Consider the following 26,190-nt stretch of genomic DNA (forward strand, 5'->3'; position numbering starts at 1 on the left):
GCGGGTCGTCTTCGGAAGGCGACGTGGTGCCTCGGCTCGCGGCGCCGCTTCAGAGGCCGAGCGGCTCGTAGTCGAACCAGTCGAAGTGGACCGTCCCGGCCGCGGCGTACAGGCCGATGACCCGGCCGGTGAATCCGCCGGCCACCTCCGTCGACAGATAGCGGCCGTCGAGCGTGCCGAGCACGGTGAACGTGCCGTCCGGCTCCTCGATGCCGAGCGTGACGGTGTCGGGCCCGGTGCGGGAGTCCCGCGGTGGGGTGCCGGAGATCCCGACGCCGAGGACCACGGGCCCGGCGGGCACGGACCGGGATCCCACGACGGTGCGCAGCGTGCCGACACGGGCCAGCACCCGCACCTCCCCGTCGGACGCCTCGACCTCGTAGTGGTGTTCCTCGTCCAGCCGGACGGCCAGGCCGCCGCGCCCTTCCGCCGGATCGACGCATGCGCGTACCTGGCAGGTCAGGTGCTGCTGGCGGCGGCCGACGAACACGACGTCCGGCTCGTCCAGTGAGGCGCCACGGGCGCGGAGCGTCAGCCATCCGGCCCGCTCCTTGGTGGTGCAGTGCTCCTCCGGACGGTCGCGCACGGAGATCCACTGCGGCCGCAGCTCGCTGAGGTCGAAGTCGTCCCGGGGGGCCTCGGCGGGGCCGGGGACGAGCGGCCAGGCGGGCGCGGGCAGTTCGGGGGTCACCTCGCCGACGACGGGCCAGCCGTCCACCCAGGTCACCGGTGCCAGGAAGGTCTCACGGCCCAGCACGTGCCAGCCCGGCGTGCCACCACGCGGCCGGACGCCGAGCAACACCATCCACCACGAACCGTCGGGCCCCTGGACCAGGTCCGCGTGACCGGTGTTCTGGATGGGGCGGTGGGTGCCGCGGTGGGTGAGGACCGGGTTGGTCGGGCACGGCTCGAACGGGCCGGTGGGCGTGCGCCCGCGGGCGATCGAGACGGCGTGGCCGCGCTCGGTGCCGCCCTCGGCGATGAGCAGGTACCAGTACTCGCCGATGCGGTACAGATGTGGTGCCTCCGGAGCCTGGGCGCCGGGGGTGCCGGCCCAGACCTTGTGCGGCGGCCCGAACGTCTCCCCGGTGTACGGGTCGATACGGACCTGTGAGCCCCCGGCGACCGTGCACCAGCAGGTGCCGTCCTCGTCCCAGGCGAGATCCGGGTCGATGCCCTTCACCTCGGGCAGTCGGACCGGGTCGGACCAGGGCCCGGCCGGGTCGGTGGCTGTGAACAGCATGTTGCCGGCGCCCTCGGTCACGTTGGTGACGATCAGCCAGAAGCGTCCGTCGTGGTGGCGCAGCGTGGGGGCGTAGATGCCACCCGAGGACCGCGTGTCGGCGGTGAGACGGAGTTGGGCCGGCCGGTCCAGGGCGTTGCCGATCTGCGTCCAGTTCACCAGGTCGCGGCTGTGGAAGACGGGGATGCCGGGGAAGTACTCGAAGCTGGAGCAGACGAGGTAGTAGTCGTCTCCGACGCGGCAGACGCTGGGGTCGGGGTGGAAGCCGGGTACCACGGGGTTGGTCACGGCGGCGTCCTGCTGCATTTCTGACATGTCTGGCATACCGTCAAGTCCTTTGAATCATCGAATCGTTGTCATGTGGCACCGGGCGACTCAGAGTGCGTGCGGCACCGTGTGGGTGAGGCGGAGCAGCACGGCGGACGGAGCTGTGGGCAGCGTCAGCGTGAGGTCGGCGGTGTCGGGGTTCCAGGCGGCGACGGCCTGGCTCGCGGTGGGGTAGAGGACGTCGACGCGAGCGGCGGAGTCGCGGAGGTGAGGCAGGGGGAGAGCCATGGTGGACTCGGCGCCGGGGCGGCGCCAGACGGTGAGGTAGGTGGTGGCCGGGGTGCGCAGGGCCACCGCGAGCCACGGGTCGTCCCAGGCAGGCAGGCCGAGCGGCCACGCGGGGACGGCCTGAGGGAGGTCGGCACGGATGGCCTTGTAGACAGTGACGGCCTCGTGGACCAAGGCGCGGGCGTCGGGCCGCAGGTCCGGGAGCAGGCCGGAGAGGTGGATGCGGCCGAGGAGTGCGTTGGCCATGGTGAAGGCGACCTCGTCGAGGGAGTCCTCCGGCAGCGGGTAGGCCCAGACGGCGCCCTGCTCGGGGGTGACGGCGGTGGGCGCGGAGGCGGCGATCGGTGCGTACAGCTGGAGGTTCTGCTGGTCGCTGGTGGACTGCAGTTGCAGCCGCGACAGCAGTGCGTGGTCCCACCGCATGCCGCCGGAGGAGCAGTTCTCGACCACCAGGTGCGGGTAGCGGTCCAGGATGCCGTCGAGCCAGTCGAGGTGGGCGCGGTTGTGGCCGAGCAGGCCGGCGCCCGGGGTCTCGCCGGGGTGGGCGCTGGTGCCGGAGCCGGGGTCGATGTTGTGGTCGAGCTTGAGGTAGCCGACGCCCCACTCGCCGACCAGGCGGTCCACGACCTGGTCCAGGTGGGCGCGCGCGGCCGGATGGCGCAGGTCCAGGTGGTGGCGGCCGGTATCCGTGACGCGGACGCCGTCGCGGCGGAAGAACGCCTCGTCCGGCAGGGCCTTGGCCATGGGGCTGCGTACGCCGATCACCTCCGGCTCCAACCACAGGCCGGGCACCATGCCGCGCTCCCGGATGCGGTCCAGCACCTCGTGGATCCCGCGCTCCCCGGGGAAACGGGAGGCGGCCGGCTCCCAGACGCCGACGCTGTCCCACCAGCCGCCGTTCTCGCCGTCGTACCAGCCGGCGTCGATGACGAAGTACTCCGCGCCCGCCTCGGCCGCCGCGTCGACCAGCGGCAGCAGCTTCTCGGTGGTGGGGTCGCCCATCAGGCAGTTCATGTAGTCGTTGAAGATGACGGGGAGCTGCTGGTGGTCGGGGTGCGGGCGGCGGATCGCACGGCGGTAACGGGTGAGTGCGGCGAACGCGTTGTCCGGGCCGCCGTCGGCGCTGAAGGCGAGGGCGACGGGTACGGTGCGGAACTCGCCGCCGGGTTCCAGGGGATGGCGCCAGCCGTGATGGGTGTCGGTGGGGCCGAACAGGGCCAGGTAGGCGAGCTCGTCGCGTTCACCGCACTCCCAGTGCCAGCCGCCGCCGTTGTGCTCGATCTGCCACAGCCAGGTGCGGCCCGAGTGACGGTCGGTGAGGCCGCCCATGGGCAGGCGGCCGCAGCTGGACCACACGCCCCGCCCGGTCAGCGTGAACTCGCCCTTGCCGTTGTCGTAGACGACGCGGTCGCTCAGCACCGGCGAGGTCACCCGCATCGGTCGGCGCTGCCAGCGGCATTCGGCGACCCAGTCGTTCTCCGCCCAGAGCAGATCCGCGCCGCCGATGGCTTCCGGACCGTCCGCGAGGCAGCCCACGACGAGGGAGGAGACCGACTCCAGGTGCAGTGTGGCCTCCCCGTCGTTGCGCAGGACCACCTCGCTGCGCAGCGCGGACACCCGGTCCGGCGAGCGGTAGGTCACCTCCGCGACGAGCCCGGTCTCAGGGTCGCGGAGTTCGACGGTCAGCACATGCCAGTCGCCGTCGCGGGTCACACGGTGAGCGCGGTGGCGCAGCCGTCCGCCGACGTACGAGTCGATCAGACGCCCGCTCGACCAGGCACGGCCGTGCCCCGCGGCCGTCACCTCCAGCAGGGGCAGCGGAGGCCAGGAACGCCGCTCGGGTGGTGTCCCGCCGGGGAGGCCTATGCGGGTGAGGCGGACGGTGCCGTCCTCGCCGATGTCGATCTCGACCTCGAGGGCCGCGTGGCCCCAGCGGAGGGTCTGCGGTGCGCTGGTCATGGTGGCCTTTCTGGTGGGAGTGAGACGCGCGGGGGCAGGCCCCAGCGGTAAGGGACGGACTCGGGCAGGGAGTCAGGCCGTGCGGAGCACCGCGCAGCCGCCGGGCGGCAGTTCGGACGGCGTGCTGCGCGTGAGCAGGTCGTGGGCGGGCTCGGGCAGGGGCACGGTTTCGGGGCGGTGGTTGATCAGGACGCGCCAGCGGCGGCCGTCGGGCGCGTGCCGCGCGACGGCTTCGACACCGGGCGGCAGACCGGGCAGCTCCGGCTCGATGCCGGCCTCGTCGAGCAGACGGCGGACCAGGGCGGCGTGGTCGGCGTCGTCGAGACGGGTGGACAGGTACCAGCTCTGCCCGGTGCCGAAGCGGTGACGGGTCAGCGCCGGGCTGCCGGCGAGCATGCCGTGGGTGTAGGCGGCGAGCGTCTCCGCGCCTTCGCAGCGCAGCGACTCGCTCCAGACGGTGCCCTGCGATCCGTCCGACAGGGTGATCCGCTCGTCCCGCCGCAGCGGCCGGTACTCCTCGACGCGGATGCCCAGCGCCTCGCGGAGGGGGGCGGCGGGGTAGCCGCCGAGCCTGGCGTGCATGCGGTCGTCGACGTATCCGTTCGCGTGCTGGACGAGGAGGGTTCCGCCGTCGGCGACGTAACGGCGCAGGTTCTCGGCGCTCGCGTCGGAGAGGAGGAACAGGGCCGGCGCGATGACGAGCGCGTAGCGGCCCAATTCGTGTTCGGGGTGGGCGAAGTCGACCGTGACTCCGGCGTCCCACAGTGCCCGGTGAGCCCGGCCGAGTGTCGCGTGGTAGTCGAGGTCCGCCGAGGGGAGGCCGTCCACGCCGAGCGCCCACCAGGCGTCCGAGTCGTGCAGGACGGCCACCGGGGCGGTGACCGTCGATCCCGCCAGCTCGCCGAGCCGGGCGACCGCCTCGCCGACCTGTGTGACCTCACGGAAGATGCGGCTGTCCGGCCCCGTGTGCGGGACCATCGCCGAGTGCCACGTCTCGGCGCCGGCCCGGGACTGCCGCCACTGGAAGAAGAGGGCGCCCTCCGAACCGCGCCCGATGTGGCCGAGGGTGTGGCGCAGGATGTCCCCGGGCTCCTTGGCGAGGACCCGGTCGCGGTCGTAGACGGTATTGGTGCCCTGTTCCATCAGCAGCCAGGGGCGGCCGCCGGCCAGGGAGCGGGTGCGGTCGGCGTGGAAGGCGGCGTCGGCGGCGGCGTCCACGCCGGGTGAGCCGGGGTACTGGTCCGAGCTGACCACGTCGAGCTCCCGGGCGAGGGCCCACAGATCGATGTTCTGGTAGGCGGGGAGCATCAGGTTGGTCGTCACCGGCCGGTCGCTGTGCGCGCGGATGGCGTCGCGCTGCTCGCGGTAGGCGGCGATGATCTCGTCGGACCAGAAGCGGCGGAAGTCCAGTGCCTGGCCTGGGTTCTTGTGCCACTGCGTCGTACGCGGCGGCAGCACTTGCTCCCAGGAGGTGTAGCGCTGGCTCCAGAAGGCCGTCCCCCAAGCGTCGTTGAGGGCGTCCAGTGAGCCGTGGCGGGCGCGCAGCCACACCCGGAAGGCCGCGGCGGTGTGGTCGCAGTAGCAGAGCGTGGCGTACTCGTTGTGGACGTGCCACAGCGCGAGGGCGGGGTGGTCGCCGTATCGTTCGGCCAGGGCGGAGGCGATGCGGCGGGCCGCGCTGCGGTAGGCGGGCGCGGTGAGGCAGTAGGTGTCGCGGCTGCCGTGGGTGAGGCGGGTGCCGTCGGGGGTGACCGGCAGCGCGTCGGGGTGGGCCAGGGTGAACCAGGGGGGCGGGGAGGCGGTGGGGGTGGCGAGGTCGACGGCCACGCCGTTCGCGTGCAGGCGGTCGATGTGGGCGTCCAGCCAGGCGAAGTCGTAGCGGCCCTCCTCCGGTTCCAGCATGGCCCAGGAGAAGACGCCGACCGTGGCGAGGTTGACCCTGGCCCGGCGCATCAGCTCGTCGTCCTCCTTCCACACAGGCTCGTCCCACTGTTCGGGGTTGTAGTCGCCGCCGAAGGCGAGGCCGCCCAGGCGGTCGGTCAGGCTGCGGGTGGTCATGACTGGTCCTCGGAGCGAAGGGACTTGGCAACTGCTGGGCGACTGCTCTCACGTACCGTCACGCCGAGTTCCTGTGCCGGTCCGGAGAAGGCGGAGACGGGGCGCTTGCTGTTGAGCGCGTAGCTGACCGTGCTGGACGAGACACCCGCGTGTCCGGCCACGTCGGCGATGGTCACCATGCTGGTGTCTCCGTGTCCTTCCAGACGGTGGTGAGGGAGCGGCTCCGCTCCAGCAGCGGGGAATGGGCGGGGGGAGCCGCTCCCGGTCAAAGGGCGGGGGTGCGGGCGGGCGACCGGTTCCCCCCTTGATCGCGCCCGCGAGCACACCGGTGCGGAAGTGCCTGCAAGAACGGGTGGACGATCAGCAGCGGTACGAGCGTCAGGACGACCACCGCCATCTGCAGCGACAGCGGGGCCGTCTGTGTGTTGGCAGAGCCGAAGCAGGAGCTGACACTGCTTTGCCGACGAGGCGTCCGCGGTTCAACTCGTTGCTCAAGGCGGCGACCCTTCCTCTTCGACTGTCGAAGCGCTTCACCTGGCGGCGAAACGTTAATGAGGCCTTTCCTGCGAAACAAGAGGGGCGGCATCAAGGAAATTTCTTTTGGCCTAGGTCGTTGACAGTCTGCGGCAGCGGGTGGGAGCGTCGAAGCGCTTCGACAGCCCGCAACCAGCCTGCTTAGGGGTCTTCCTCGTGGGTTCTCCCTCCCTGCCCGCCGCCCGGCTTCCGTTCCGCGACCCGGCGCTGCCGATCGACAAGCGCGTCGACGACCTGCTCGGCCGGCTCACGCTCGACGAGCGGATCGCGCTGCTGCACCAGTACGCGCCGGCCGTCGAGCGCCTCGGCATCGCCGCGTTCCGCACCGGCACGGAGGCGCTGCACGGCGTGTCCTGGCTCGGCGAGGCGACGGTCTTCCCGCAGGCCGTGGGACTGGGCGCGACCTGGGACGAGGACCTGGTCCACCAGGTCGCCGAGGCCGTCTCCACCGAACTGCGCGCCTTCCACCACCACCGCCCGACGGCGAACGGCATCGGCACCAACAGCCTCCAGGCCTGGGCCCCCGTGGTGAACCTGCTGCGCGACCCGCGATGGGGGCGCAACGAGGAGGGCTACTCCGAGGACCCGGTACACACCGCGCGGCTGGGCACGGCCTACTGCGCGGGCCTGGCCGGCGGCCACCCCACCTACCTGCGCGCGGCCGCGGTGCTCAAGCACTTCCTCGCCTACAACAACGAGGACGACCGCTGCGTCACCTCCTCCGGCCTGCGCCCCCGCGTCCTGCAGGAGTACGACCTGGCCGCCTTCCGGCCCGTCGTCGCCTCGGGCGCGGCGACCGGCGCGATGGCCGCCTACAACCTGGTCAACGGCCGTCCCTGCCACGTCAGCCCGCTCATCGAGACCGAACTGCGCAGCTGGGCCCTGTCCACCGGACATGAGCTGTTCGTCGTCAGCGACGCCGAGGCGCCGTCCAACCTGGTCGATCAGGAGCACTACTTCGACGACCACGCCTCGGGCCACGCCGCGGCACTGAAAGCCGGCATCGACAGTTTCACCGACCAGAACGAGGACAGCGCGACCGTGATCGGGCGACTGCGCGAGGCTCTGGAGCGCGGCCTGATCGACGAGGCGGACATCGACCGCGCGGTACGGCGCCAGCTGCAACTCCGCTTCCGGCTCGGCGAGTTCGACGCGGACCTCGACCCGTACACCGGCATCGGTCCGGAGGTGATCGACTGCGCCGAGCACCGCGCCCTCGCCCTGCGCGCCGCGACCGACTCGGTGGTGCTGCTCAGGAACGACGGCCTGCTGCCCCTCGAGGCGGACCGCGCACCGCGGATCGCCGTCATCGGCCCGCTCGCCGACGTCCTGTACGAGGACTGGTACAGCGGCACCCTGCCCTACCAGGTCGGCATCGCCTCCGGGCTGCGCGCGGCGCTCGGTGAAGGCGGCGGCGACGTCGTCACCGTGGAGGGCGCCGACCGGATCGCGCTGCGTTCCCGCACCACGGGCGACCCGTTGGGCGGGACCGCGTTCGACGTCTCCGAGTGGGGAAACGGTGTCCTGACCCTGCGCGACACCGCAACCGGCCGCTACCTCACGCGCAAGGACGACGACTCGCTCGTCGCGGACCACGAGGTCATCAAGACCTGGTTCATCAACGAGACTTTCTTCCTGGAGCCCGATCCGGCCGGCGACGCCGACATCGTGCTTCTGCGCAACGTCTTCACCGGCCGGTACGCGGCCGTCGATCCCGCCGACGGCCGCGTCCGCGTCACCGCCGAGACCCCGCAGGCCGCCGAACGCTGGCAGCGGGAGCTGCTGCGGGACGGCGCGGCCGAGGCCCAGGCCGTCGCCGAGGCGGCCGACGTGGCGGTCGTCGTCCTCGGCAACCACCCGCTCATCAACGGCCGCGAGACCGAGGACCGTTCGGGCACCGCACTGCCCGAGACCCAGGAGGCGCTGCTGCGCGCGGTCGCCGCGGTCCGCCCGGAGACGGCGCTGGTCGTCATGAGCAGTTACCCCTACGCCCTCGACTGGGCCGACGAGCACCTGCCCGCCGTGGTGTGGACGTCCCACGGCGGGCAGGAGACAGGCCGGGCACTGGCCGCCGTACTGCTCGGCGAGGCCGACCCCGCGGGCCGGCTGCCGCAGACCTGGTACCGGGGCGACGACGAGCTCCCGCACCCCCTCGACTACGACGTCATCAAGGCGGGCTGGACCTACCAGTACCACCGCACGGCACCCCTGTACCCGTTCGGCCACGGCCTGTCCTACACCGACTTCGCCCACGACGACCTGCGGCTGTCCACGGCGACGATGGCGCAGGACGGCACGCTCGACGTCACGGTGACGCTCTCCAACACCGGAATGCGGTCCGGAAGCGAGGTGGTCCAGCTGTACGTCCGTGCCCTGGACGCCCGCTATGAGGCACCCCGGCTGAAGCTCGCCGACTTCCGCAAGGTGCGGCTCGAAGCAGGCGAGAACCGGCAGCTGGCCTTCCGGCTGCCCGCCGAACAGCTCGCTCACTGGGACGTCGCCACACGAACCTTCACCGTGGACCCCGGCGCCTACGAGGTCCTCGTCGCCCGTTCCGCGGAACACGTCACCCTCACCGCACCGTTGACGGTGACGGGCGCGCCACCCGCGCCCCGCGCGCTCGTCGACCGGCGCACCCTGGCCGTCGACTTCGACGACTACACGGACGTCACCCTCGTCGACGCCACCCGCACCGCCGGCGACGCGGTCACGCCGGCCGATCCCGCACGCCCCGCGACCCTGCTGTTCCGCTCCGTCGACCTGTCCGGGGCCGCCCGCTTCCAGGCGGAGGTCGCGTGCGAGGACACCGGGCCGGGTGAAGCACGCCTTGAGGTCCGGGCCGGCGACCGGCTTCTGACGGAGATCGCCGTACCGGTCACGGGCAGCCGCTACACGTGGACCACGGCAACCGCCGACACCGCGGCCCCCGGCGACGGTGTCCACGACCTGCGGCTGACCCTGCACGGCGCCTTCCGCCTCGCCTCCTTCCGCTTCGACTCGCCCGCCGACGACCCGCACGTCGAGGCCGGAGCCCTCTGAGAGACCCAGGACCGAACCGCATGCCTCATCGGAAGGACCGCGCGCCCATGTACCAGCACGTCGAAGCCGGGATCGAGCGCCGCACCCAGGGGGAGGTGCTGCGCGTCGAACCCTGGGGCCTGCACGCGGTCCGGGTACGCGCGGCGGCCGACACCATCGACGACGGGCCGAGCTGGGCGCTCGACCTGCCGGTGCCGGGCGCGGGGAAGGCCGAGGCGCACGTCCGCGAGGACGGTACAGCCCGCCTGGTCAACGGACGCATCACCGTAGAGGCCGACGGGCACGGGCGACTGCGCTTCCTGCGTACCGGGGAGGGGCACGAGGCCCGCGAACTGCTGGCCGAGAAGCGGCCGTACCACGGCTGTCCCGGCCCCCGCGTCCACACCCCGCGCGGCGACGGCACCTACACCGCCGAGCAGACCTTCGAAGGCTACGACGGCGAGCGCATCCACGGCCTGGGCCAGCAGCCGCACGGCAGCCTGGACCACAAGGGCCGCGTCATCGACCTGGTCCAGCGCAACACCGTCGTCTCGATCCCCTTCCTGCACTCCTCCCGTGGCTACGGACTGCTGTGGAACAATCCCGCCACCGGCCGCGTCGAACTCGCCGCGGACGCCACCCGCTGGGTCGCCGAGCAGACCCGCCAGGTCGACTACTGGATCGTCGCGGGCGACACACCCGCCGAGATCATGGCCGCCTACGCCGACGCCACCGGCCACCCACCCCTGCTGCCCGACTGGGCGAGCGGCTTCTGGCAGTCCAAGCTGCGCTACCGCACGCAGGACGAACTCCTCGGCGTCGCCCGCGAACACCACCGCCGTGGCCTGCCGCTGTCCGTCATCGTCTGCGACTTCTTCCACTGGACACGCATGGGCGACTGGTCCTTCGACCCCGAGGACTGGCCCGACCCCGCTGCCATGACCAAGGAGCTGGACTCCCTCGGCGTACGGCTCGTCGTGTCCGTCTGGCCCACCCTGCAGGACGACAGCGCCAACTACGAGGCCCTGCGCGCCTGCGGCGGCCTGGTCCGCGACAGCCACGGCGGCCTGCTGCGCCACCACTGGCCGGCGCGCGGCGGTGACCAGCGCTACCTGCCGATGGCGTACTACGATGCGACGCACCCCCGCGCCCGGCAACTGCTGTGGGAGCAACTCCGCGCCAACTACGCACAACTGGGCGTCTCCGCCTTCTGGTTCGACGCCTGCGAACCCGACCTGCCGCCGAGCCTCGCGCCGCGAGCCGTCTACCACGCCGGACCGGGTCCGCAGGTCGGCAACGCATACGGCCACGAGCATGCGCGCACCGTCGCCGACGGACTGCGCGCAACCGGCGACGACCGGCCGCTGAGCCTGATCCGCTCGGCCTGGGCCGGCAGCCAGCGCCACGGAGTCGCGCTGTGGTCCGGGGACATCCTGCCCACCTTCGACTCCCTGGCCGCCCAGGTCCGCACGGGTCTCAACGTCGCCATGAGCGGCATCCCCTGGTGGCACACCGACATCGGCGGCTTCCTGGGCGGCAACCCGGACGACCCGGGGTACCGGGAACTGCTCATCCGCTGGTTCCAGTACGGCACGTTCAGCCCGGTCATGCGCCTGCACGGCGACCGCGAACCGAACCAGCCCTTCAGCGCGCGGATGAGCGGCGGCCCCAACGAGGTCTGGTCGTACGGCGAGCAGGCCTACCCGGTCCTGCGTGACCACCTCCTGCTGCGCGAACGCCTGCGCCCCTACCTCCATGGGCTCGCCGAGACCGCCCACCGCACCGGTGCCCCGCCCATGCGCCCGCTGTTCTTCGACTTCCCCGACGACGAGACCGCCTGGGACGTCGACGACCAGTACATGCTCGGCCCCGACCTGCTCGTCGCACCGGTGATCGAGGCGGGCGCCCGCGAGCGGACCGTCCATCTGCCGCACGGGGCCCGCTGGATCGACACCGCGACCGGGACGGAACACGAGGGCGGCAAGACGCTGCCCGTCGCCGCTCCGCTGGAGCGCATACCCGTCTTCGTCCGCGCCGGGTCACGTCTTGCCGGGACGCAGGTGTACTGACGTGTGCGCCGACGTGAGGAGTCCCGGAACCCGGCCTTCAAAGCCAGTTGCAATCAAAATGAGTACTACTCATCTCCGGGTCGTGTGTGCCGATCTGGGATGCTGCCGTTGCGTGCGACGTGTGCGTGAGCGGTCGGGGTGCAATACGTTCAAATCGGTCTCCGTCATCCAAGGCGGCGTCTCTACCTGCTGATGTCTCTTGGAGTGGGCGGAGGCGCAGTTCCCTCCGTGGTGGCAGCCTGTTCTCCGTGTTGCGTCAGGAAAAATATTGCGCTGCCCATCGTCTTGACACCGTCGCGCCCCTGCCTCGATAAATACAACTCATAATACAGCGGGGCTCCATGGAGGGACGCCACATATGAGACCCCTACGCATCGGCGCGGGGCTGAGGGCGGCATTCGCGGCGGTGGTCGTCGTCTGCGCGACCGTGCTGCCCGCCCAGACCGCCAACGCGGCTACGACGAACTTCTACGTCGACCCCGTCAACGGCAGTGACAGCAACTCGGGTACCAGCACCGCCGCGGCCTTCAAGACGATCCAGGCGGCCCAGGCCGCGGTCCGCGCCATCGACACGAACATGTCCGACGACATCGTGGTGAACCTGCGCGGAGGCACCTACACCCTCGCCGGCCCGATCACGTTCGGCACCGGCGACTCCGGAACCAACGGCCACAACGTGGTCTACCAGGCGTACAACGGCGAGACGCCCGTCGTGACCAGCGGCAGGACCATCAGCGGTTGGACCGCCGTCGGCAACGGCGAGTACCAGGCGCCGGTGGGCACCTTCAACTTCCGGCAGATGTACGTCAACGGGGTGCGCGCCACCCGTGCCCGCTACCCCGACCTCGGGTCGGACTTCCAGCTGCAGGGCAGCGACAAGACCAACCAGCTGCTGAAGGTTCTCAGCTCGCAGATCTCCAACTGGGGCAACTTCAGCCAGGTCGAGATGAACCTGGAACTGCAGTGGGCTGAGAGCTACCTGCGCCTGAAGTCGTACACCACCTCGGGCAGCACGGCCAACGTCTCGATCCAGAACCACGAAGCGGGCATCCTGTTCCCGCGCCCGTACCCGATCCTGGCCAACGGATCGCCCTTCCACTTCGAGAACGCCCACGAGTTCCTCAACGAACCGGGCGAGTTCTACGTCGACACCACCGCCCAGAAGGTGTACTACAAGCCCCGCTCCGGGGAGGACATGTCGACGGCCCTCGTGCAGGCCCCGACCCTCCGGACACTCTTCGACGTCCAGGGCACCAGCCTCGACAGCCCGGCTCACAACCTGCGGTTCTCCGGCATCACCTTCGCCCAGACCACCTGGATGGAAGCGACCGACAACGGCCTGCTCAACGCCCAGGGCGGCAATTACAACATCTCCGCCGACGCGAACAACAACCAGTACGTCAACCGTCCTCCCGCCGGCGTCTACGTCGCCGACGCCGACAGCGTCTCGTTCACCGGCAACACCTTCACCCAGATGGGCGCGACTGCTCTCGACCTGCACCACGGGGTCCACAACAGCAGCGTGACCGGCAACCTCATCCACGACGTCTCGGGCAACGGGATCATGGTGGGCAAGTTCTCCGACCCCACCGTGGAGATGCACACCATCTACAACCCTCCGACCTCCCCGGCCGGCGAGGACCCCCGGGAGGTCGTCAAGGGCGTCACGGTCACCGACAACCTGATCACCCGGATCGGTGAGGACTACCTGGGCACGGCCGGCATCAACGCGGGCTTCGTCAACGGCACCACGATCAACCACAACGACATCACCGACGCCCCATGGGCCGGCATCTCCCTGGGATGGGGCTGGGAGTCCGCGGCCAACGCCGAGGGCAACAACACCATCAGCTACAACCGGATCGGCAATGTGCTGAACCGGCTGTGCGACACCGCCGGCATCTACCACCTGTCGAACGACCCGGGCACGGTGATCGGCAACAACTACATCCACGACGTCACGCGGGGCCCCGCGGCGTGCGGTTCGGCGGTGGCCGGCATCTACCTGGACGAGGGGTCGGACGACCTGACGGTCTCGAACAACGTCCTGTCGCACACCGACGGCTTCATCAACCAGAACCGCAACGGATCCAGCGTCACCCTGTCCGGCAACTCCACGACCGGCACCTCGGTCATGGAAGCCTCGGGCCTCGAGCCCGCATACCAGGGGCTGGCGGCGAAGCTCAACCTCGCCTACGGCAAGCCTGCCTCCGCCTCCTCCGTCACCGGCTCCAGCTGGACCCCGGACAAGGCCGACGACAACAACGCCTCGACCGGCTGGTCGCCCACCGGCACCGACTCCTCGGCGTGGTGGCAGGTCGACCTTGGACAGGCGTACGAGCTGGGGCAGTACTCCTTCACCACCCGCCAGGACATCGACCAGCCCGAGACACGCAGCAACTTCGAGATACGGGCCTCCAACGACCCCACGTTCGCCACCTACAGCGTGGTGGGACGCCAGGGCGCCACGACCCTGCCGCTCGGTTCCACGCTCACGGGGAACATCGACGTACGTCAGAGGTTCCGGTACATCCGGGTGGCCAAGACCGACGGCGCCTACTTCTTCATCGCCGACTTCAGCGTGCAGCAGGCGAACGGTGCACTGGAGGACTCGGTCGGCACGCCGAACGTCAACCCGTCGACGTACTACACGCTCAAGAACGTCAACAGCGGCCAGCTGGCCGACGTGTACCAAGGCCAGACCACCGACGGCGCATCCGTCATCCAGTGGCCGAGCAACAGCGGCGCCAACCAGCAGTGGAACATCGTGCAGGTCACCGGCCAGCTCTACAAGATCGTCAATCGGAACAGCGGCAAGGTCCTCGACGTGCCCAACGGGAATCACAGGAGGGGAACGGCGCTGGACCAGTGGACCTGGAACGGCGGCAACAACCAGCTCTGGTACTTCGAACCGGCCGGCAGCGGGTGGGTCATCCGCAACTTCGAGACCGGGCAGGTCATGGAGGTCGGCGGCAACTCGACGACCAGCGGTGCCGCCATCGACGAGTGGATGGCGCTGAACCAGCCCAACCAGACGTGGACGATCCAGTGACAAGGTGATCCGACAGGACGGAGGCAGCGGCCAGGCGGGCCGGTCCGGAGCAGACGCTCCGGACCGGCCCGCCCTTGCGACGTCAGCGTGCGGCGGGGACGGGGTCGCGGGTCGGTGCGGGTGTCTCCTTCGGACCGGTCTCGGCCGGCACCGCGGAAGGAGCGGGGGCAGGCGCGTAGGGAAGCTCGCCGCGCAGGACGGCCTTGGCGCGGTCCTCGTCGAGCTCGCCCTCCCAGCGGGCGACGGCCAGGGTGGCGACACCGTTGCCGACCAGACTGGTCAGGGCGCGGGCTTCGGACATGAACCGGTCGATGCCGAAGATCAGCGCGAGGGCGGCGACCGGGACGTGCGGGACGGCGCTGAGAGTGGCGGCCAGGGCGATGAAGCCGGAGCCGGTGACGCCTGCGGCGCCCTTGGAGGTGAGCAGCATGACGGCGAGCATGGTCAGCTGCTGGGTGAGGCTGAGGTCGATGCCTAGGGCCTGCGCGAGGAAGACCGAGCCCATGGTCAGGTAGATGGCGGTGCCGTCGAGGTTGAATGAGTACCCGGCGGGCAGCGTGATGCCGACGACCGGTTTCGAGGCGCCCACGTGCTGGAGCTTGGCCATCATGCGCGGCAGGACGGGCTCGGTGGAGGAGGTGCCCAGGACGATCAGCAGCTCTTCCTTGATGTAGCGCAAGAAGGGCAGCAGCCGCAGTCCGTTCAGGCGCATCACGGTCCCGAGGACGACCAGGACGAAGAAGAGGGCGGTCAGCCAGAACGAGCCGACCAGCAGGCCCAGGTGGCGCAGGGTGCCCAGGCCGTACTTGCCGATGGTGAAGGCCATCGAGCCGAACGCGCCGACGGGGGCCAGCCGCATGACCCAGCGGATGAGCGTGAACAGGACCGTGGAGAACTTCTCGATGCCCCGGGCGATGCCCAGGCCGGCCTCCCCGCCGGCGTGCAGGCCGAAGCCGAACAGTACCGACACCAGCAGCACCGGCAGGATCTCGTTGCCGGTCAGGGCGCTGACCAGGGTGGCCGGGATGATGGCGAGGAGGAACTCGGCGAAGCCCTCGTGGGCCGTGGTCGCCTCCGGCGGCAGGCCCTTGGTGGACAGGGTCGAGAGGTCGATGTGCAGACCGCTGCCCGGCTTGACGACGTTGACGACGATCAGGCCGATCACCATGGCCACGGTGGTCAGCACCTCGAAGTAGACCAGAGCCTTCAGGCTCACGCGGCCGACCGCGCGGGCGTTGCCCATGGAGGCGATGCCGTGGACGACCGTGCAGAAGATGATCGGCGCGATGAACATCTTCACCAGCCCGATGAAGCCGTCGCCGAGCGGCTTGAGGTCGGCGCCGACGGACGGCCACAGCCCGCCCACGGCGGCGCCGAGGAGGACGGCGATCAGGCACTGGACGTAGAGGTGGGACAGCATCCGGCGGGTGCGGCCCGGTGGTGCGGTGACGGTACCCGGGGCGGCGTCGTTGCGGCTCATGCGGGGCGTCCTTCCAGGACGGGAACGAGGAGTTCGGCTCGGGCGATACGCCGGGCGGCGCGGTGCAGCAGCACCGTGGGGGACGCGCCGTCCGGTGCGGGGACGGCTCGGGTGGTGACCACGCCGGCGGGGGTGCCCAGGCGCAGCGTGCCGTCGGCGGTCTGCCGGGCGACGCGGTGGGCGAGGGTGCCAGGGGTGGCGGCGGCCGTGGCCAGGGCCACGGCGGAGGTCAGGCCGATCGCCGGGTGCGGGGCGTGCATGGAGACCATGCGCACGGCCAGGTCGTACTCGTCCTGGTTGACGAGTGTGCCCTGGGTGGTGCGATAGGGGCCAGGTCGGGCCACGATGCCCACCTTCGGCACCGCGTGGCTGACCGGATCGCCCTCGCGGGCCAGGCCCATGGCCAGCGCTGCCTGGCGACGCAGCAGCGTCAGCGCGGGCACTGCGGCGGCGAACGCGGTGAGGGATTCCGTGCCGTCGAGACCGAACGCCTTGGCCTCGAACAGCGCGGCCGGCGCGCCGGCATCCACCAGGGATGCCTCGACGGGACCGTCCGGGCCGGTCAGCTCGTCCAGTGCCCGGCCGGTCGGCAGAGCGCTGCCGGTCGTCGAGCCGGCCGGGTCCTGAAACCCGAGCAGGACCGGCACGCCCGGCGCCGAGGTACCCGGCACCACGGCCGTGCCCTCCTCCGGGGCCACGCCCGCAGGGGTGGGGATCGTGCCGGTGAGGCGGGCCCCGGTGTTGACGTTGAGCATGCGGACGGTGGTGGTGTCCGACGCGATCGGCACGAGATCGTGGTGGAGGGCGTACAGCGCCACGGCGGTGGCGCAGTTGCCGCAGTTGCCGGCCCACTCCACGCGCTCGTCGCCGATCCCGACCTGTGCGAAGGCGTACTCGACGTCCACGCCGGGTCGGCCCGACGCCTGTACGACGGCGGCCTTGGAGGTGGTGGAGGAGGCGCCGCCCACGCCGTCGATCTGGCGGGGGTCGGCGGCGTTGAAGGCGGCGAGCAGCACGGCATCGACGTCCACGCCCGTGGCGACCACGTCGCGGTGGTCGAAGATCCAGCACTTGCTGGTTCCTCCGCGGATCATCTCGCCCTGCAGACGCAGCACAACCGACTCCTCACAGACGTGGAAAGGGAAGTCCACCGACGGCCTCGCCGTGCGTGGTGTCCTCCACGGTGGGTTACGCCAGCGTGAAGTACAATCTCGGAAATCTGCATGGCTATTAAGGTGAAGTGAACGCTGGAGGTGGCGGCATGCTCGATGTCCGGCGCATCCTGCTGTTCACGGAGGTCGCCCGGCGCGGCTCGGTGACCGCCACAGCCCGCGCCCTGAACTACACCCCGTCAGCGGTGTCGCAGCAGATCAGCCGCCTGGAAACGGAGGCAGGCCAGCCCCTGCTGGAACGCCACGCCCGGGGCGTCACCCTCACCGACGCCGGACGGGCACTGGCCGAACGAGGGCAACGGATCGCACGCGAACTGCAGGCCGCGGAAAACGAACTCGCCGACTACGCCGGCCTGCGCGCGGGCACACTGCGCATCGGCACCTTCCCCACCGTCGGCGCCTCGCTCCTCCCGCAGGCCGTGATCGCCTTCAGGGACGCCCACCCCGACGTACGGCTGACCGTCCGCAGCGCCCGCATCGCCGGACTCTGGACGATGCTGGAGAACCGGGAGATCGAAATGTCGCTGATGTGGGACTACGACTGGAGCCGAATCGACCGGGAGGACATCGTCATCACCCCCCTCCTCGATGACCCGCCGGCCCTTCTCGTCAGCGACCGCCATCCACTCGCCGGCCGCGACGCCGCCTCACTCGCCGACTTCGCGCACGACCCCTGGATCACCCGCGCCGACCATCACCCGGTGGCCGAAGCCCTCGTCCGCGGCTGCCGCGCCGTCGGCTTCGAGCCCCACATCGCCTACGAGGCCCACGACTACCAGGAAGCCCAGGCCATGGTCGCCGCCGGCATCGGCGTCGCCCTCGCCCCCACCCTGGCCCTGGAGGGCATCCGACCCGGCGTCGACGTCCTGCCCCTCCAGCCGCCGGCCCCCGTCCGCCGCATCCTCCTGGTTCGCATGGCCGACCACTCGCTCACCCCCGCCGCGGTGACCTTCGCGGGCCTCCTCCGCGCCACCGCCGCGGCCCGAACCCCCTGACGGTGACTCGCGGAGGCATGGTCGCACGGCACCCGCTTCCGCTGCCGACCAGTACGCGGGCACACCCGCGGGCAGTGTCGGCTCGCGTTGCCGGCACCGCCCGCGGGTCCTTCGCCGCTCTCAGCCCTTCGCTTCACCGGCAGCAGCCGACTGGGGCGGCTGGGCGGGGTGTGCGGGGCGCGGCGGCGGCGTACGGAATCAGCCGACGTTCACCACCTTCCAGAGCTGGTTGTCGGTGCCCGTGTCCGTCGTCTGGACGAGCTGGGTGCCCGCTGACGTCGACGAACTGGGCACCGCCAGCACCATGTGGCTGTTCACATTCGTGATCTTGTAGTACCCGTTTCCGGCGGCGGTGAGTGTCCAGTGCTGGTTCGCGCCGCTGTCGTCGTGCCACTGGATGATGGACGCGCCGTCCGTGGTGGCACCGTTGTTGACGTCCAGCAGCTTGCCACTGTTCTGGCTGGTGATCTCGTAACTGCCGTCACCCACCGCGACGAACCGCCAGTGCTGGTTCTGCGCGCCACTGTCGTTCCACTGGATGACGCCCGCTCCGTCGGAGGTGGATCCGCCCCCGACATCGATCGCCATGCCGCTGTTCTTGTTCAGGAGCTTGTAGAACGCGTTCGTGGCGGGGAACGAGATGTTGGCGAAGGCGTCCAGCGCGCAGACGGTGTTGGACGAGGACACGTTCTTCGTTCCCGTGCACACGACCTTGATCGTGTGCGGGCCGGCGGCGAGATCCGTCTTCTCGAACAGCACCACCTGCTTCGTCACCGACGGGGCGTAGGCGTCGATGCCCGACTGCACGAGGCTGCCGTCGATGTAGACGTCCACCTTCCCCATGTTCGGCTGCTTCATGCTGAGGTACCGAATGCCGGTTCCGGTGAACGAGTACTGGACGTAGTTGCCCGCCTTGCTGGTGAAACTCTCGGACCCGTCGAAGTCCTGCGGGTCGTTCCAGTTCGACCAGCTCGGGCTGTAGGTCATTGCGGTGTTCTTGTCGTCGACGTAGTTCCATCGCTGCCGCACGATCGACTGCGACGCGGCCGATGTGTTCCCCTGCGCGTTCACCACGTAGAGGTGGTAGTCGCCGACCGTCGGAGGAACAGCGATGCTCGACGCGGTTCCGCTTGCCTTGGTCATCGTGGGGCCGACGGCGAACGTCGTCGTGCCGGAAGGGGCCAGCCAGAGAGTCCGGGTCGAGTCGCCCGTGCCGCGCACGGGAACGGACGACTGACCCTGACCGATGAACGTGCTCGCGGGCAGGACGTAGTCCTGCAGGGCGACGTTGCTCTGGGGGACGAGGTTCTTGTACGCGTCCTCCAGGCCGGCGTTCAGGGCGATGTTGTACGCCTGCGACGGCCACACGCCGTCCGAGTACGCCTGCACGTTCTGGATGTCGCTGTTCGGAACGTTCTTGCTGTAGATCGTGTTGACGGTGCCGTAGGTGTTGGTGATGTTCAGGTCGTGTTGGTAGCCCCAGGTACCGGAGTTGACGGCGTAGTAGACATTCGGGTCCACGTTCAGCACGTTCCTGTCGAAGGTGATGTAGGCGGAGCCTTCATCGGGGTGAAGTCCGTACTTGTGGCCGGCCGGAACGCCCTGGATGTAGTTGTTGCTGATCACCGTTCCCGGCTGGCTGCCCAGGGTGTAGATGGGAGCGGAGTCGCCGAGGGTCTGCATCGTGTCGATGATCTGGTTGTAGCTGATGGTGTTGTTCCTCGCCGTGGTGGTCGGATTGCCGGGTGAGACCGAGTTCGCCGACCCGTTGAAATTCCACCATCCCCAGCCGAGCGTGATGCCCGCCCACGGGGCCTTCTCGATGCGGTTGTGCTGCACGGACAGGGTGTCGGTGAAGTACGCCGATATGGGGCTGGACCCCTGGAACAGCACCGCGCTGTCGTAGATGTAGTTGTCGGTGATCGAGATGTTCTTGCAGACACCCTCGACGTCGGTCGGGTACTTCTCGTTGTTCGTGGAGGTGTAGTCCCCTATGTACACGTGCTGGGGGTGGCCCACGGTGATGGCGGATCCGGCTATGTCATTCGTGTAGTTGCCGATCAACTGTGTGTTCGACACGTCGTTGACCATGTTGATTCCGTCGTCGCCGGTGTGCTGAACCGTGTTGCCCTGCAGGGTGATCCCGTCGGCGTTCTCGATCTGAATGGCGCCCGGACCGATGTCGACGTTGCGGTAGTAGTACTGGTGGAAGTTCCCGTGCGTGTACACGAACGAGTTGACGTTGCCCTGCTGGCCCTGTCGGAAGACGGAGCCGTCCACGTTGACCAGATTCCAGTCCGAGTGCTCGACCGTGAGCCCGGAGAACGTGATGTTCCGCGCGTGGTCGGTCGTGGACGTGCCCGCGATGTGGATCAGAGTCGACACTTTGTCGGGGGCCCAGACCTGAGCGGTCGTCATGTCATCAGAGCTGGACTTGTAGTAGTACAGGATGTGGTTCGTCTTGTCGAAGTAGAACTCGCCCGGCTTGTCCAGGAACTCGTACGCGTTCATGAACGTCTGGGTGCCGCCGGCGTGGAAGTTGCCGTTGTACGCGTACTGGGCTATTGCCGCGCCCGGCTCCTGGAACTTGGCCACGCGGTTGAGGCCGTCCGAGCTCGTGGTGATCTGGCGAACCCCCACGATGGACGTGGTCCAGGTCGTCGCCGTCTGAATCTCGACGTCGTCCTGGTTCTGGGCGATGGCGGGCAGATCGGAGAGGCTGTACTTGGCTCCGTCGCACGTCTGGCCCGACTCCCAGGCCCAGGGAGCCTGGCCGGCCGTGACGTTGTAGGTCGTTCCGTCACATCCGGCCGAGGTGATCGTCTTGGAAGCCATCACAGCGCGCTTGCCGTTGACGTAGAGCGCGCGGAGTTTGTCGTCGCGGTTCAGCGGGGCCTGCCAGATGTTCCCGCTGTGCTGGGTCCATCCGGTCACCTGGACGCCGCCGTTCAGGACCGGCTTCTCGCCCGGGTAGGCGGCGTACACGACACGGTGGCCGTTCGTGCCCGAATCGGCCGACGTGAAGTCGATCGTGCTGCTCACCGGGTAGTTGCCGCCGCGGAGATATACGTCGATGTCGCCGGTCATGTTGCTGTTCACTTTGCGCACGACGTCCCGAGCGTGCTGCAGGGTCTTGAACGGCGCTGTGATCGTCCCGGGGTTGGCGTCGTCACCGTCGGGAGCGACGTAGTACGTCGCCTGGGTCGCGGCCGCGGCCGGGGTCGGCGTGGTGAGGGACGTCAGCAGCACGGCCGAGAGGGCCGTCGCAAGCACTGCTGACAACGTGCGGAAGGGCGACCTGACTGGCTTCATCGTCTGCCCCTCCTGCTGGTTGGGACGGTCGAGCAGGCGTTCATAGGGCGGCTCCCTGGGTGTTCGCGGTGCGGTTGTCGCGGATCTTCATCACGCCCCGTCCCTGAGCGTCTCCAAGGCCGAGGCGCGCCGGTGAGCTTCACCACCTTGCGAGTCGTCGGGCGCCGTGCGGTCTGCCGCGCCCCGGGCGCCGCCTCCGGTGGGGACGTCGGGCCTGATCAGCCCTTGGCTCCGGAGGTCGTCCCAGAGAGCCTCGGGGAGGGCGCTCCGGTGGAGTTCCACGTTCCGCTCCACCTGTTCCGAAGTCCGCATGCCGAGGGTGACGTTGACGACGCTGGGATGCGTGGAGGGGAAGGCGATGGCGGCGGCGGGCAGGGTGGTGCCGTGCCGCTCGCAGACCTCGGCAATGGCCTGCGCTCGTTGGACCAGTTCCGGCGGGGCGTCCTGGTAGTCGTACTTCATGCCCGGCGTCGGACGGTCCGCGGAGAGCAGGCCGGAGTTGAAGACGCCGACCGCGACGACGCTCTTGCCGTGCTGCTGTGCGGCGGGCAGTACGTCGTCCAGCGCGGACTGGTCGAGGAGGGTGTAGCGTCCGGCCAGCATCACCACGTCGGCGGCGGTCTCGTGCAGGAAGCGGGCGAGCATGGCCGACTGGTTCATGCCGGCGCCGATCGCGCCGATCACGCCCTGGCCGCGCAGGTCGGCGAGCGTGGGCATGGCCTCGTCCGCAGCCTGCTGCCAGTGGTCGTCGGGGTCGTGCAGGTAGACGATGTCGAGCCGGTCCAGGCCGGTACGGCGCAGGGAGTCCTCGATGGAGCGGAGTACGCCGTCGCGGCTGAAGTCCCACTGCCTGCGCAGGTCGTCGCGTACGACGAAGCCCTCGGTGTCCACGCCCCGTGGCTCTTCGTTGGGGACGAGGAGGCGGCCGACCTTGGAGGAGACGACGTACTCGTCACGCGGGCGACTTCGCAGGGCGGCGCCGAGGCGGCGTTCGGAGAGGCCGAGCCCGTAGTGCGGCGCGGTGTCGAAGTACCGGATGCCCGCGTCCCAGGCGGCGTCGACGGCGGCCGACGCGTCCTGGGCGGAGGTCACGCGGTACAGGTTGCCGATCACCGAGGCCCCGAAGCCGAGCTCGGTGACGGCGACCGACGTCTTCTCGATCCTCCGGTGGTGCATGACGTGCTCCTCGGTTATGGGCGCGGGGTGAAACGCCGGTCAGCGTCTGACATGGGCCGAGCCGCCCTCGATCAGCGCCTCGACCTCGGCGAGAGAGGCCATGGAGACGTCGCCGGGAGTGGTCATGACCAGGGCACCGTGGGCCGTGCCGTAGGCGAGGGCACGCTCCAGAGAGGCGCCGGTGAGCACGCCGTGGATGAGCCCGGCGGCGAAGCCGTCGCCGGAGCCGACGCGATCCAGGACGTGCAGCGCGGTCATACGGGGGCCGGTGACGAAGCCGGTCTCGGCGGACCAGGCGGCCGAGGACCAGTCGTTGACACCGGCCGAGGGCACCTCGCGCAGGGTCGTCGCCAGTATCTTCGCCTCGGGCAGCAGGTCGGACACCGAGGCGAGCACGTCGGCCACCTCGTCTGCGCCGATGCACCCGTGCCCCGGATGCGTCCCGGCCAGGCCCAGGGCGCCCACCACGACGTCGGCGTGCCGGGCGAGGCGCAGGTCGACCTCGCGGGCCCGGTCCGCGCCGCCCCGGCCGGCCCAGAGGCTGGGCCGGTAGTTGGGGTCGTAGGACACGGTCACGCCGTGCCGTCGGGCCGCCGCCATGGCCTCGTCGGCGACGTCCACGGTGGTGTCGGACAGGCCGGCGAAGATGCCGCCGGTGTGGAACCAGCGCACCCCGTCCGCGAAGACGGTGTCCCAGTCCACGTCGCCCTTGCGCAGTTGGGAGACGGCGGTGTGGGCGCGGTCGCTGACGCCGAGCGCGCCGCGGATGCCGTAGCCGCGTTCGACGAAGTTGAGGCCGTTGCGGGCGGTGCGGCCGATGCCGTCGTCGGGGGCCCAGCGGATCAGTGAGGTGTCGACGCCTCCTTGGAGGATCAGCTCCTCGACGAGCCGGCCCACCGCGTTGTCGGCGAGGGCGGTCACGACGGCCGTGCGCAGGCCGAAGCAGCGCCGCAAGCCTCGTACGACGTTGTACTCGCCGCCGCCTTCCCAGACCTGGAAGGTGCGGGAGGTGCGGATCCGGCCCTCGCCGGGGTCGAAGCGGAGCATGACCTCGCCGAGGGCCAGTACGTCGATCATGTGGTGCTCCTGTCCACGGCGTCGGCGGTGAGCCGGCGGATCTCGTCGTAGTAGCCGTTCGCCACGTGGGTGGGGGTGGCCATCCAACTGCCGCCGACGGCCAGGACCGCGGGCTCGGCGAGGTAGGAGGTCAGGCAGGAGGCGTCGATCCCGCCGGTCGGCACGAAGCGCACCCGGGGGAAAGGGGCCGCGAGCGAGCGCAGCGTGCGCAGGCCGCCGAGGGGCTCGGCGGGAAACAGCTTCACTGTGTCCACGCCCGCTGAGAGGGCGCGCATCAGCTCGGTGGCGGTGGCGATGCCGGGCACCACGGGCACCCCCAGTTCGCGGCACGTGGTGACGACGTCCTCGTCGAAACCGGGCGAGACGACGAAGCGGGCCCCGGCCGCGACCGCCCGCTCCGCCTGCTCGGCGGTGAGGACCGTACCTGCGCCGACGGCCAGGCCGCCGTGGGCCGCCATCGCCTTCACCACCTGCTCGGCCTCGGCGGTGCGGAAGGTGACCTCCGCGTACCGCGCCCCGCCCGCCGCGAGCGCGTCGGCCAGCGGCCCGGCGGTGGCCGGTTCGGGCACGGTCAGTACCGGCATGATCCGGGCCCCTGCCAGCACGGTCGCCACGTCGGTGCCGCTCATCGACCCAGCCACCCGCCGTCGACGGGCAGGACGGTGCCGTGAACGTAGGCGGCGGCGTCCGAGGCGAGGAAGACGGTGGCGCCGGCCAGGTCGTCGGCGCTGCCCCAGCGTCCGGCGGGGATGCGGTCGAGGATCGCCTTGCTGCGCACCGGGTCGCCCTGGAGGGCTTGGGTGTTGTCGGTGGCGATGTAACCGGGGGCGATGGCGTTGACGTTGACGCCGTGCGGGGCCCACTCGTTGGACAGGGCCTTGGTCAGTCCGGCGATGCCGTGCTTGGCGGCGGTGTAGCCGGGGACGGTGATGCCGCCCTGGAAGCTGAGCAGCGACGCGGTGAAGATGATTTTTCCCTGGCCACGGGACACCATCGCCCCGCCCACCGCACGCGACAGCGCGAACTGCGCGTTCAGGTTGACCTGAAGCACCAGCTCCCAGTCGCGGTCGGAGTGTTCGGCGGCCGGGGCGCGCCGGATCGTGCCCGCGTTGTTGACCAGGATGTCCACCGGCCGTTCACGGCCCGCGAGTTCCGCACCCAGCGCCCGTACGGCGTCGGGGTCGGCGAAGTCGGTGCGGATCGCCTCGAAGGTGCGTCCCGCGGCGGTGACGTCCTTCTCCACGTCGCTGCCGGATGTCTCCAGGGTGGCGCTGACACCGATGACGTCCGCGCCGGCCTCGGCGAGGGCCCCGGCCATGGCCCGGCCGATGCCGCGCCGGGCCCCGGTGACGACGGCGAGTTTCCCGGTGAGGTCGAAAGCGTTCACGCTCGGGCTCCCTCGATGTCGGTGGTGCAGTCGACGAGGATCTTCATCACTTCGCCGCCGCCCTCCAACGCCTCGAACGCGGTCGGCGCCTGCGTCAGCGGCACGACCCTGCTGATCAGCCGCTCGGCCGGAATCGTCCCCTCGGCCACCAGCGCAACCGCCTTCTCGAAGTCCGAGCGCTCGTACAACCGGGCCCCTACCAGGGTGAGTTCCCGCCAGAAGAAGCGGTGCAGGTTCACCTCCCGCGGCCGGGAGTGGATGGCGACAAGGCACAACCGGCCCCGCACTCCGAGGACCTCGACCGCGGTGTCCACCCCGCCGGCGGCACCGGAGACCTCGAAGGCGACGTCCGCGCCCGCCTCCCCGGTCCACTCACCGACCAGCCCGGGCACGTCGACGCCTGCCGGGTCCCAGGTGACCAGCCCCAACTCCTGCGCCAGGGAACGGCGGTGGGCGCTCAGCTCCACCACCCGTACCTCGGCCCCGGCGGCCTGCGCGACCAGCGCGATCAGTACGCCGACCGGACCGCCGCCGACCACCACGACTTTCTCGCCCTCACGTACCCGGGCCCGGCCCACGTCGTGCACGGCGACCGCGGTCGGCTCGACGAGTGCGGCCCGGTCCAGGGGGAGGGCGTCGGGCAGCGGAATGAGGGTCGAAGCGGGCACCCTCCAGCGCTGCTGCATCGCGCCCGGGGAGTCGATGCCGATGAAGTCGAGGTGCTGGCAGATGTGCTGATGGCCCGCGCGGCAGGCCGGGCAGGAACCGTCCCAGCGCAGCGGCATCACCGTCACCGCGTCCCCGGGCTGCCAGCCCTCCACCTCCGGACCGACACGGACGATACGGCCGGACATCTCATGTCCCAGGACGGCCGGCGCAGCCACCCGGGCATCCATGTCACCGTGGAAGATGTGCAGATCGGTACCGCAGATACCCACGTAGGCGGGGGCCAGCTCCACCTCCCCGGGACCGGGGGCGGGGGCGTCGACGACCGCTGTGTCCAGGGTGCGGGCGGCCGTGTAGCGGACAGCGAGTGTCATGGTGTCGTCAGGATCCCTTCAGCGCGGACGCCGATGGTCAGCAGCAGATCGGTGTGGGCACGG

Annotated in this window: 16 protein-coding genes; 4 read left to right on the plus strand and 12 right to left on the minus strand. The window is 70.3% G+C overall.

Annotated elements, in window-relative coordinates:
* Positions 1–49: 49 nt before the first annotated feature.
* The 4 genes from N8I84_RS33010 to N8I84_RS43215 all read right to left on the minus strand — a co-directional run bounded on the left by N8I84_RS33010 (position 50) and on the right by N8I84_RS43215 (position 5,994).
* Positions 50–1,558: a glycoside hydrolase family 43 protein gene (locus tag N8I84_RS33010; RefSeq protein WP_263234959.1), complete on the minus strand. Its 1,509-nt coding sequence runs from the start codon at positions 1,556–1,558 to the stop codon at positions 50–52.
* A 60-nt stretch (positions 1,559–1,618) separates the two neighbouring features.
* The gene (locus N8I84_RS33015; protein ID WP_263233080.1) at positions 1,619–3,757 is read right to left on the minus strand and encodes a glycoside hydrolase family 36 protein; all 2,139 of its coding nucleotides are present in this window, start codon (positions 3,755–3,757) and stop codon (positions 1,619–1,621) included.
* A gap of 72 nt (positions 3,758–3,829) precedes the next feature.
* A complete protein-coding gene (locus N8I84_RS33020; protein ID WP_263233082.1) occupies positions 3,830–5,815 on the minus strand; it encodes a beta-galactosidase in 1,986 nt (661 codons plus the stop codon).
* Entirely contained in the window at positions 5,812–5,994 is a 183-nt protein-coding gene (locus N8I84_RS43215) for a LacI family DNA-binding transcriptional regulator (protein ID WP_390898973.1), read from the minus strand. Before N8I84_RS43215 ends, N8I84_RS33020 begins: the two co-directional genes overlap by 4 nt.
* A gap of 511 nt (positions 5,995–6,505) precedes the next feature.
* Here N8I84_RS43215 and N8I84_RS33030 point away from each other — a divergent pair.
* The 3 genes from N8I84_RS33030 (at position 6,506) to N8I84_RS33040 (ending at position 14,488) form a co-directional block, all read left to right on the plus strand.
* Positions 6,506–9,388 carry a glycoside hydrolase family 3 protein gene (locus tag N8I84_RS33030; RefSeq protein WP_263233084.1) on the plus strand — a complete coding sequence of 961 codons (2,883 nt, stop codon included), beginning with the start codon at positions 6,506–6,508 and terminating at the stop codon, positions 9,386–9,388.
* Between the two features lie 47 nt (positions 9,389–9,435).
* Positions 9,436–11,436 carry a glycoside hydrolase family 31 protein gene (locus N8I84_RS33035; protein ID WP_263233085.1) on the plus strand — a complete coding sequence of 667 codons (2,001 nt, stop codon included), beginning with the start codon at positions 9,436–9,438 and terminating at the stop codon, positions 11,434–11,436.
* 358 nt (positions 11,437–11,794) lie between these two features.
* Positions 11,795–14,488 (plus strand): RICIN domain-containing protein, encoded by a 2,694-nt coding sequence (locus N8I84_RS33040; protein ID WP_263233087.1) that lies wholly within the window; start codon positions 11,795–11,797, stop codon positions 14,486–14,488.
* An 82-nt stretch (positions 14,489–14,570) separates the two neighbouring features.
* Here N8I84_RS33040 and N8I84_RS33045 read toward each other — a convergent pair whose 3' ends face one another.
* Both N8I84_RS33045 and N8I84_RS33050 read right to left on the minus strand, forming a co-directional pair.
* Positions 14,571–15,968 (minus strand): dicarboxylate/amino acid:cation symporter, encoded by a 1,398-nt coding sequence (locus N8I84_RS33045; protein WP_263233089.1) that lies wholly within the window; start codon positions 15,966–15,968, stop codon positions 14,571–14,573.
* Positions 15,965–17,083, minus strand: a complete 1,119-nt coding sequence (locus N8I84_RS33050) for a PrpF domain-containing protein (RefSeq protein WP_263233091.1) — start codon at positions 17,081–17,083, stop codon at positions 15,965–15,967. The genes N8I84_RS33045 and N8I84_RS33050 overlap by 4 nt, the downstream gene beginning before the upstream one ends.
* Positions 17,084–17,229: 146 nt before the next feature.
* Here N8I84_RS33050 and N8I84_RS33055 point away from each other — a divergent pair, with 146 nt between their 5' ends.
* The gene (locus N8I84_RS33055; RefSeq protein ID WP_263233093.1) at positions 17,230–18,135 is read left to right on the plus strand and encodes a LysR family transcriptional regulator; all 906 of its coding nucleotides are present in this window, start codon (positions 17,230–17,232) and stop codon (positions 18,133–18,135) included.
* A gap of 198 nt (positions 18,136–18,333) precedes the next feature.
* Here N8I84_RS33055 and N8I84_RS33060 read toward each other — a convergent pair whose 3' ends face one another.
* From N8I84_RS33060 to N8I84_RS33085, 6 genes are all read right to left on the minus strand, one after another.
* A complete protein-coding gene (locus N8I84_RS33060) occupies positions 18,334–21,447 on the minus strand; it encodes an RICIN domain-containing protein (RefSeq protein ID WP_263233094.1) in 3,114 nt (1,037 codons plus the stop codon).
* Positions 21,448–21,537: 90 nt separating this feature from the next.
* Positions 21,538–22,623: an aldo/keto reductase gene (locus N8I84_RS33065; protein ID WP_263233095.1), complete on the minus strand. Its 1,086-nt coding sequence runs from the start codon at positions 22,621–22,623 to the stop codon at positions 21,538–21,540.
* Positions 22,624–22,662: 39 nt separating this feature from the next.
* Positions 22,663–23,700 carry a sugar kinase gene (locus N8I84_RS33070; RefSeq protein ID WP_263233096.1) on the minus strand — a complete coding sequence of 346 codons (1,038 nt, stop codon included), beginning with the start codon at positions 23,698–23,700 and terminating at the stop codon, positions 22,663–22,665.
* Positions 23,697–24,329, minus strand: coding sequence for a bifunctional 4-hydroxy-2-oxoglutarate aldolase/2-dehydro-3-deoxy-phosphogluconate aldolase (locus N8I84_RS33075; RefSeq protein WP_263233098.1), 633 nt, complete (start codon positions 24,327–24,329; stop codon positions 23,697–23,699). Before N8I84_RS33075 ends, N8I84_RS33070 begins: the two co-directional genes overlap by 4 nt.
* Entirely contained in the window at positions 24,326–25,087 is a 762-nt protein-coding gene (locus N8I84_RS33080) for an SDR family oxidoreductase (RefSeq protein WP_263233100.1), read from the minus strand. The genes N8I84_RS33075 and N8I84_RS33080 overlap by 4 nt, the downstream gene beginning before the upstream one ends.
* Positions 25,084–26,127, minus strand: a complete 1,044-nt coding sequence (locus N8I84_RS33085) for a zinc-dependent alcohol dehydrogenase (RefSeq protein ID WP_263233101.1) — start codon at positions 26,125–26,127, stop codon at positions 25,084–25,086. Before N8I84_RS33085 ends, N8I84_RS33080 begins: the two co-directional genes overlap by 4 nt.
* Between the last annotated feature and the right edge of the window lie 63 nt (positions 26,128–26,190).

Origin of the sequence: Streptomyces cynarae, from assembly GCF_025642135.1 — a bacterium.
In the GTDB taxonomy this organism is placed as follows: domain Bacteria; phylum Actinomycetota; class Actinomycetes; order Streptomycetales; family Streptomycetaceae; genus Streptomyces; species Streptomyces cynarae.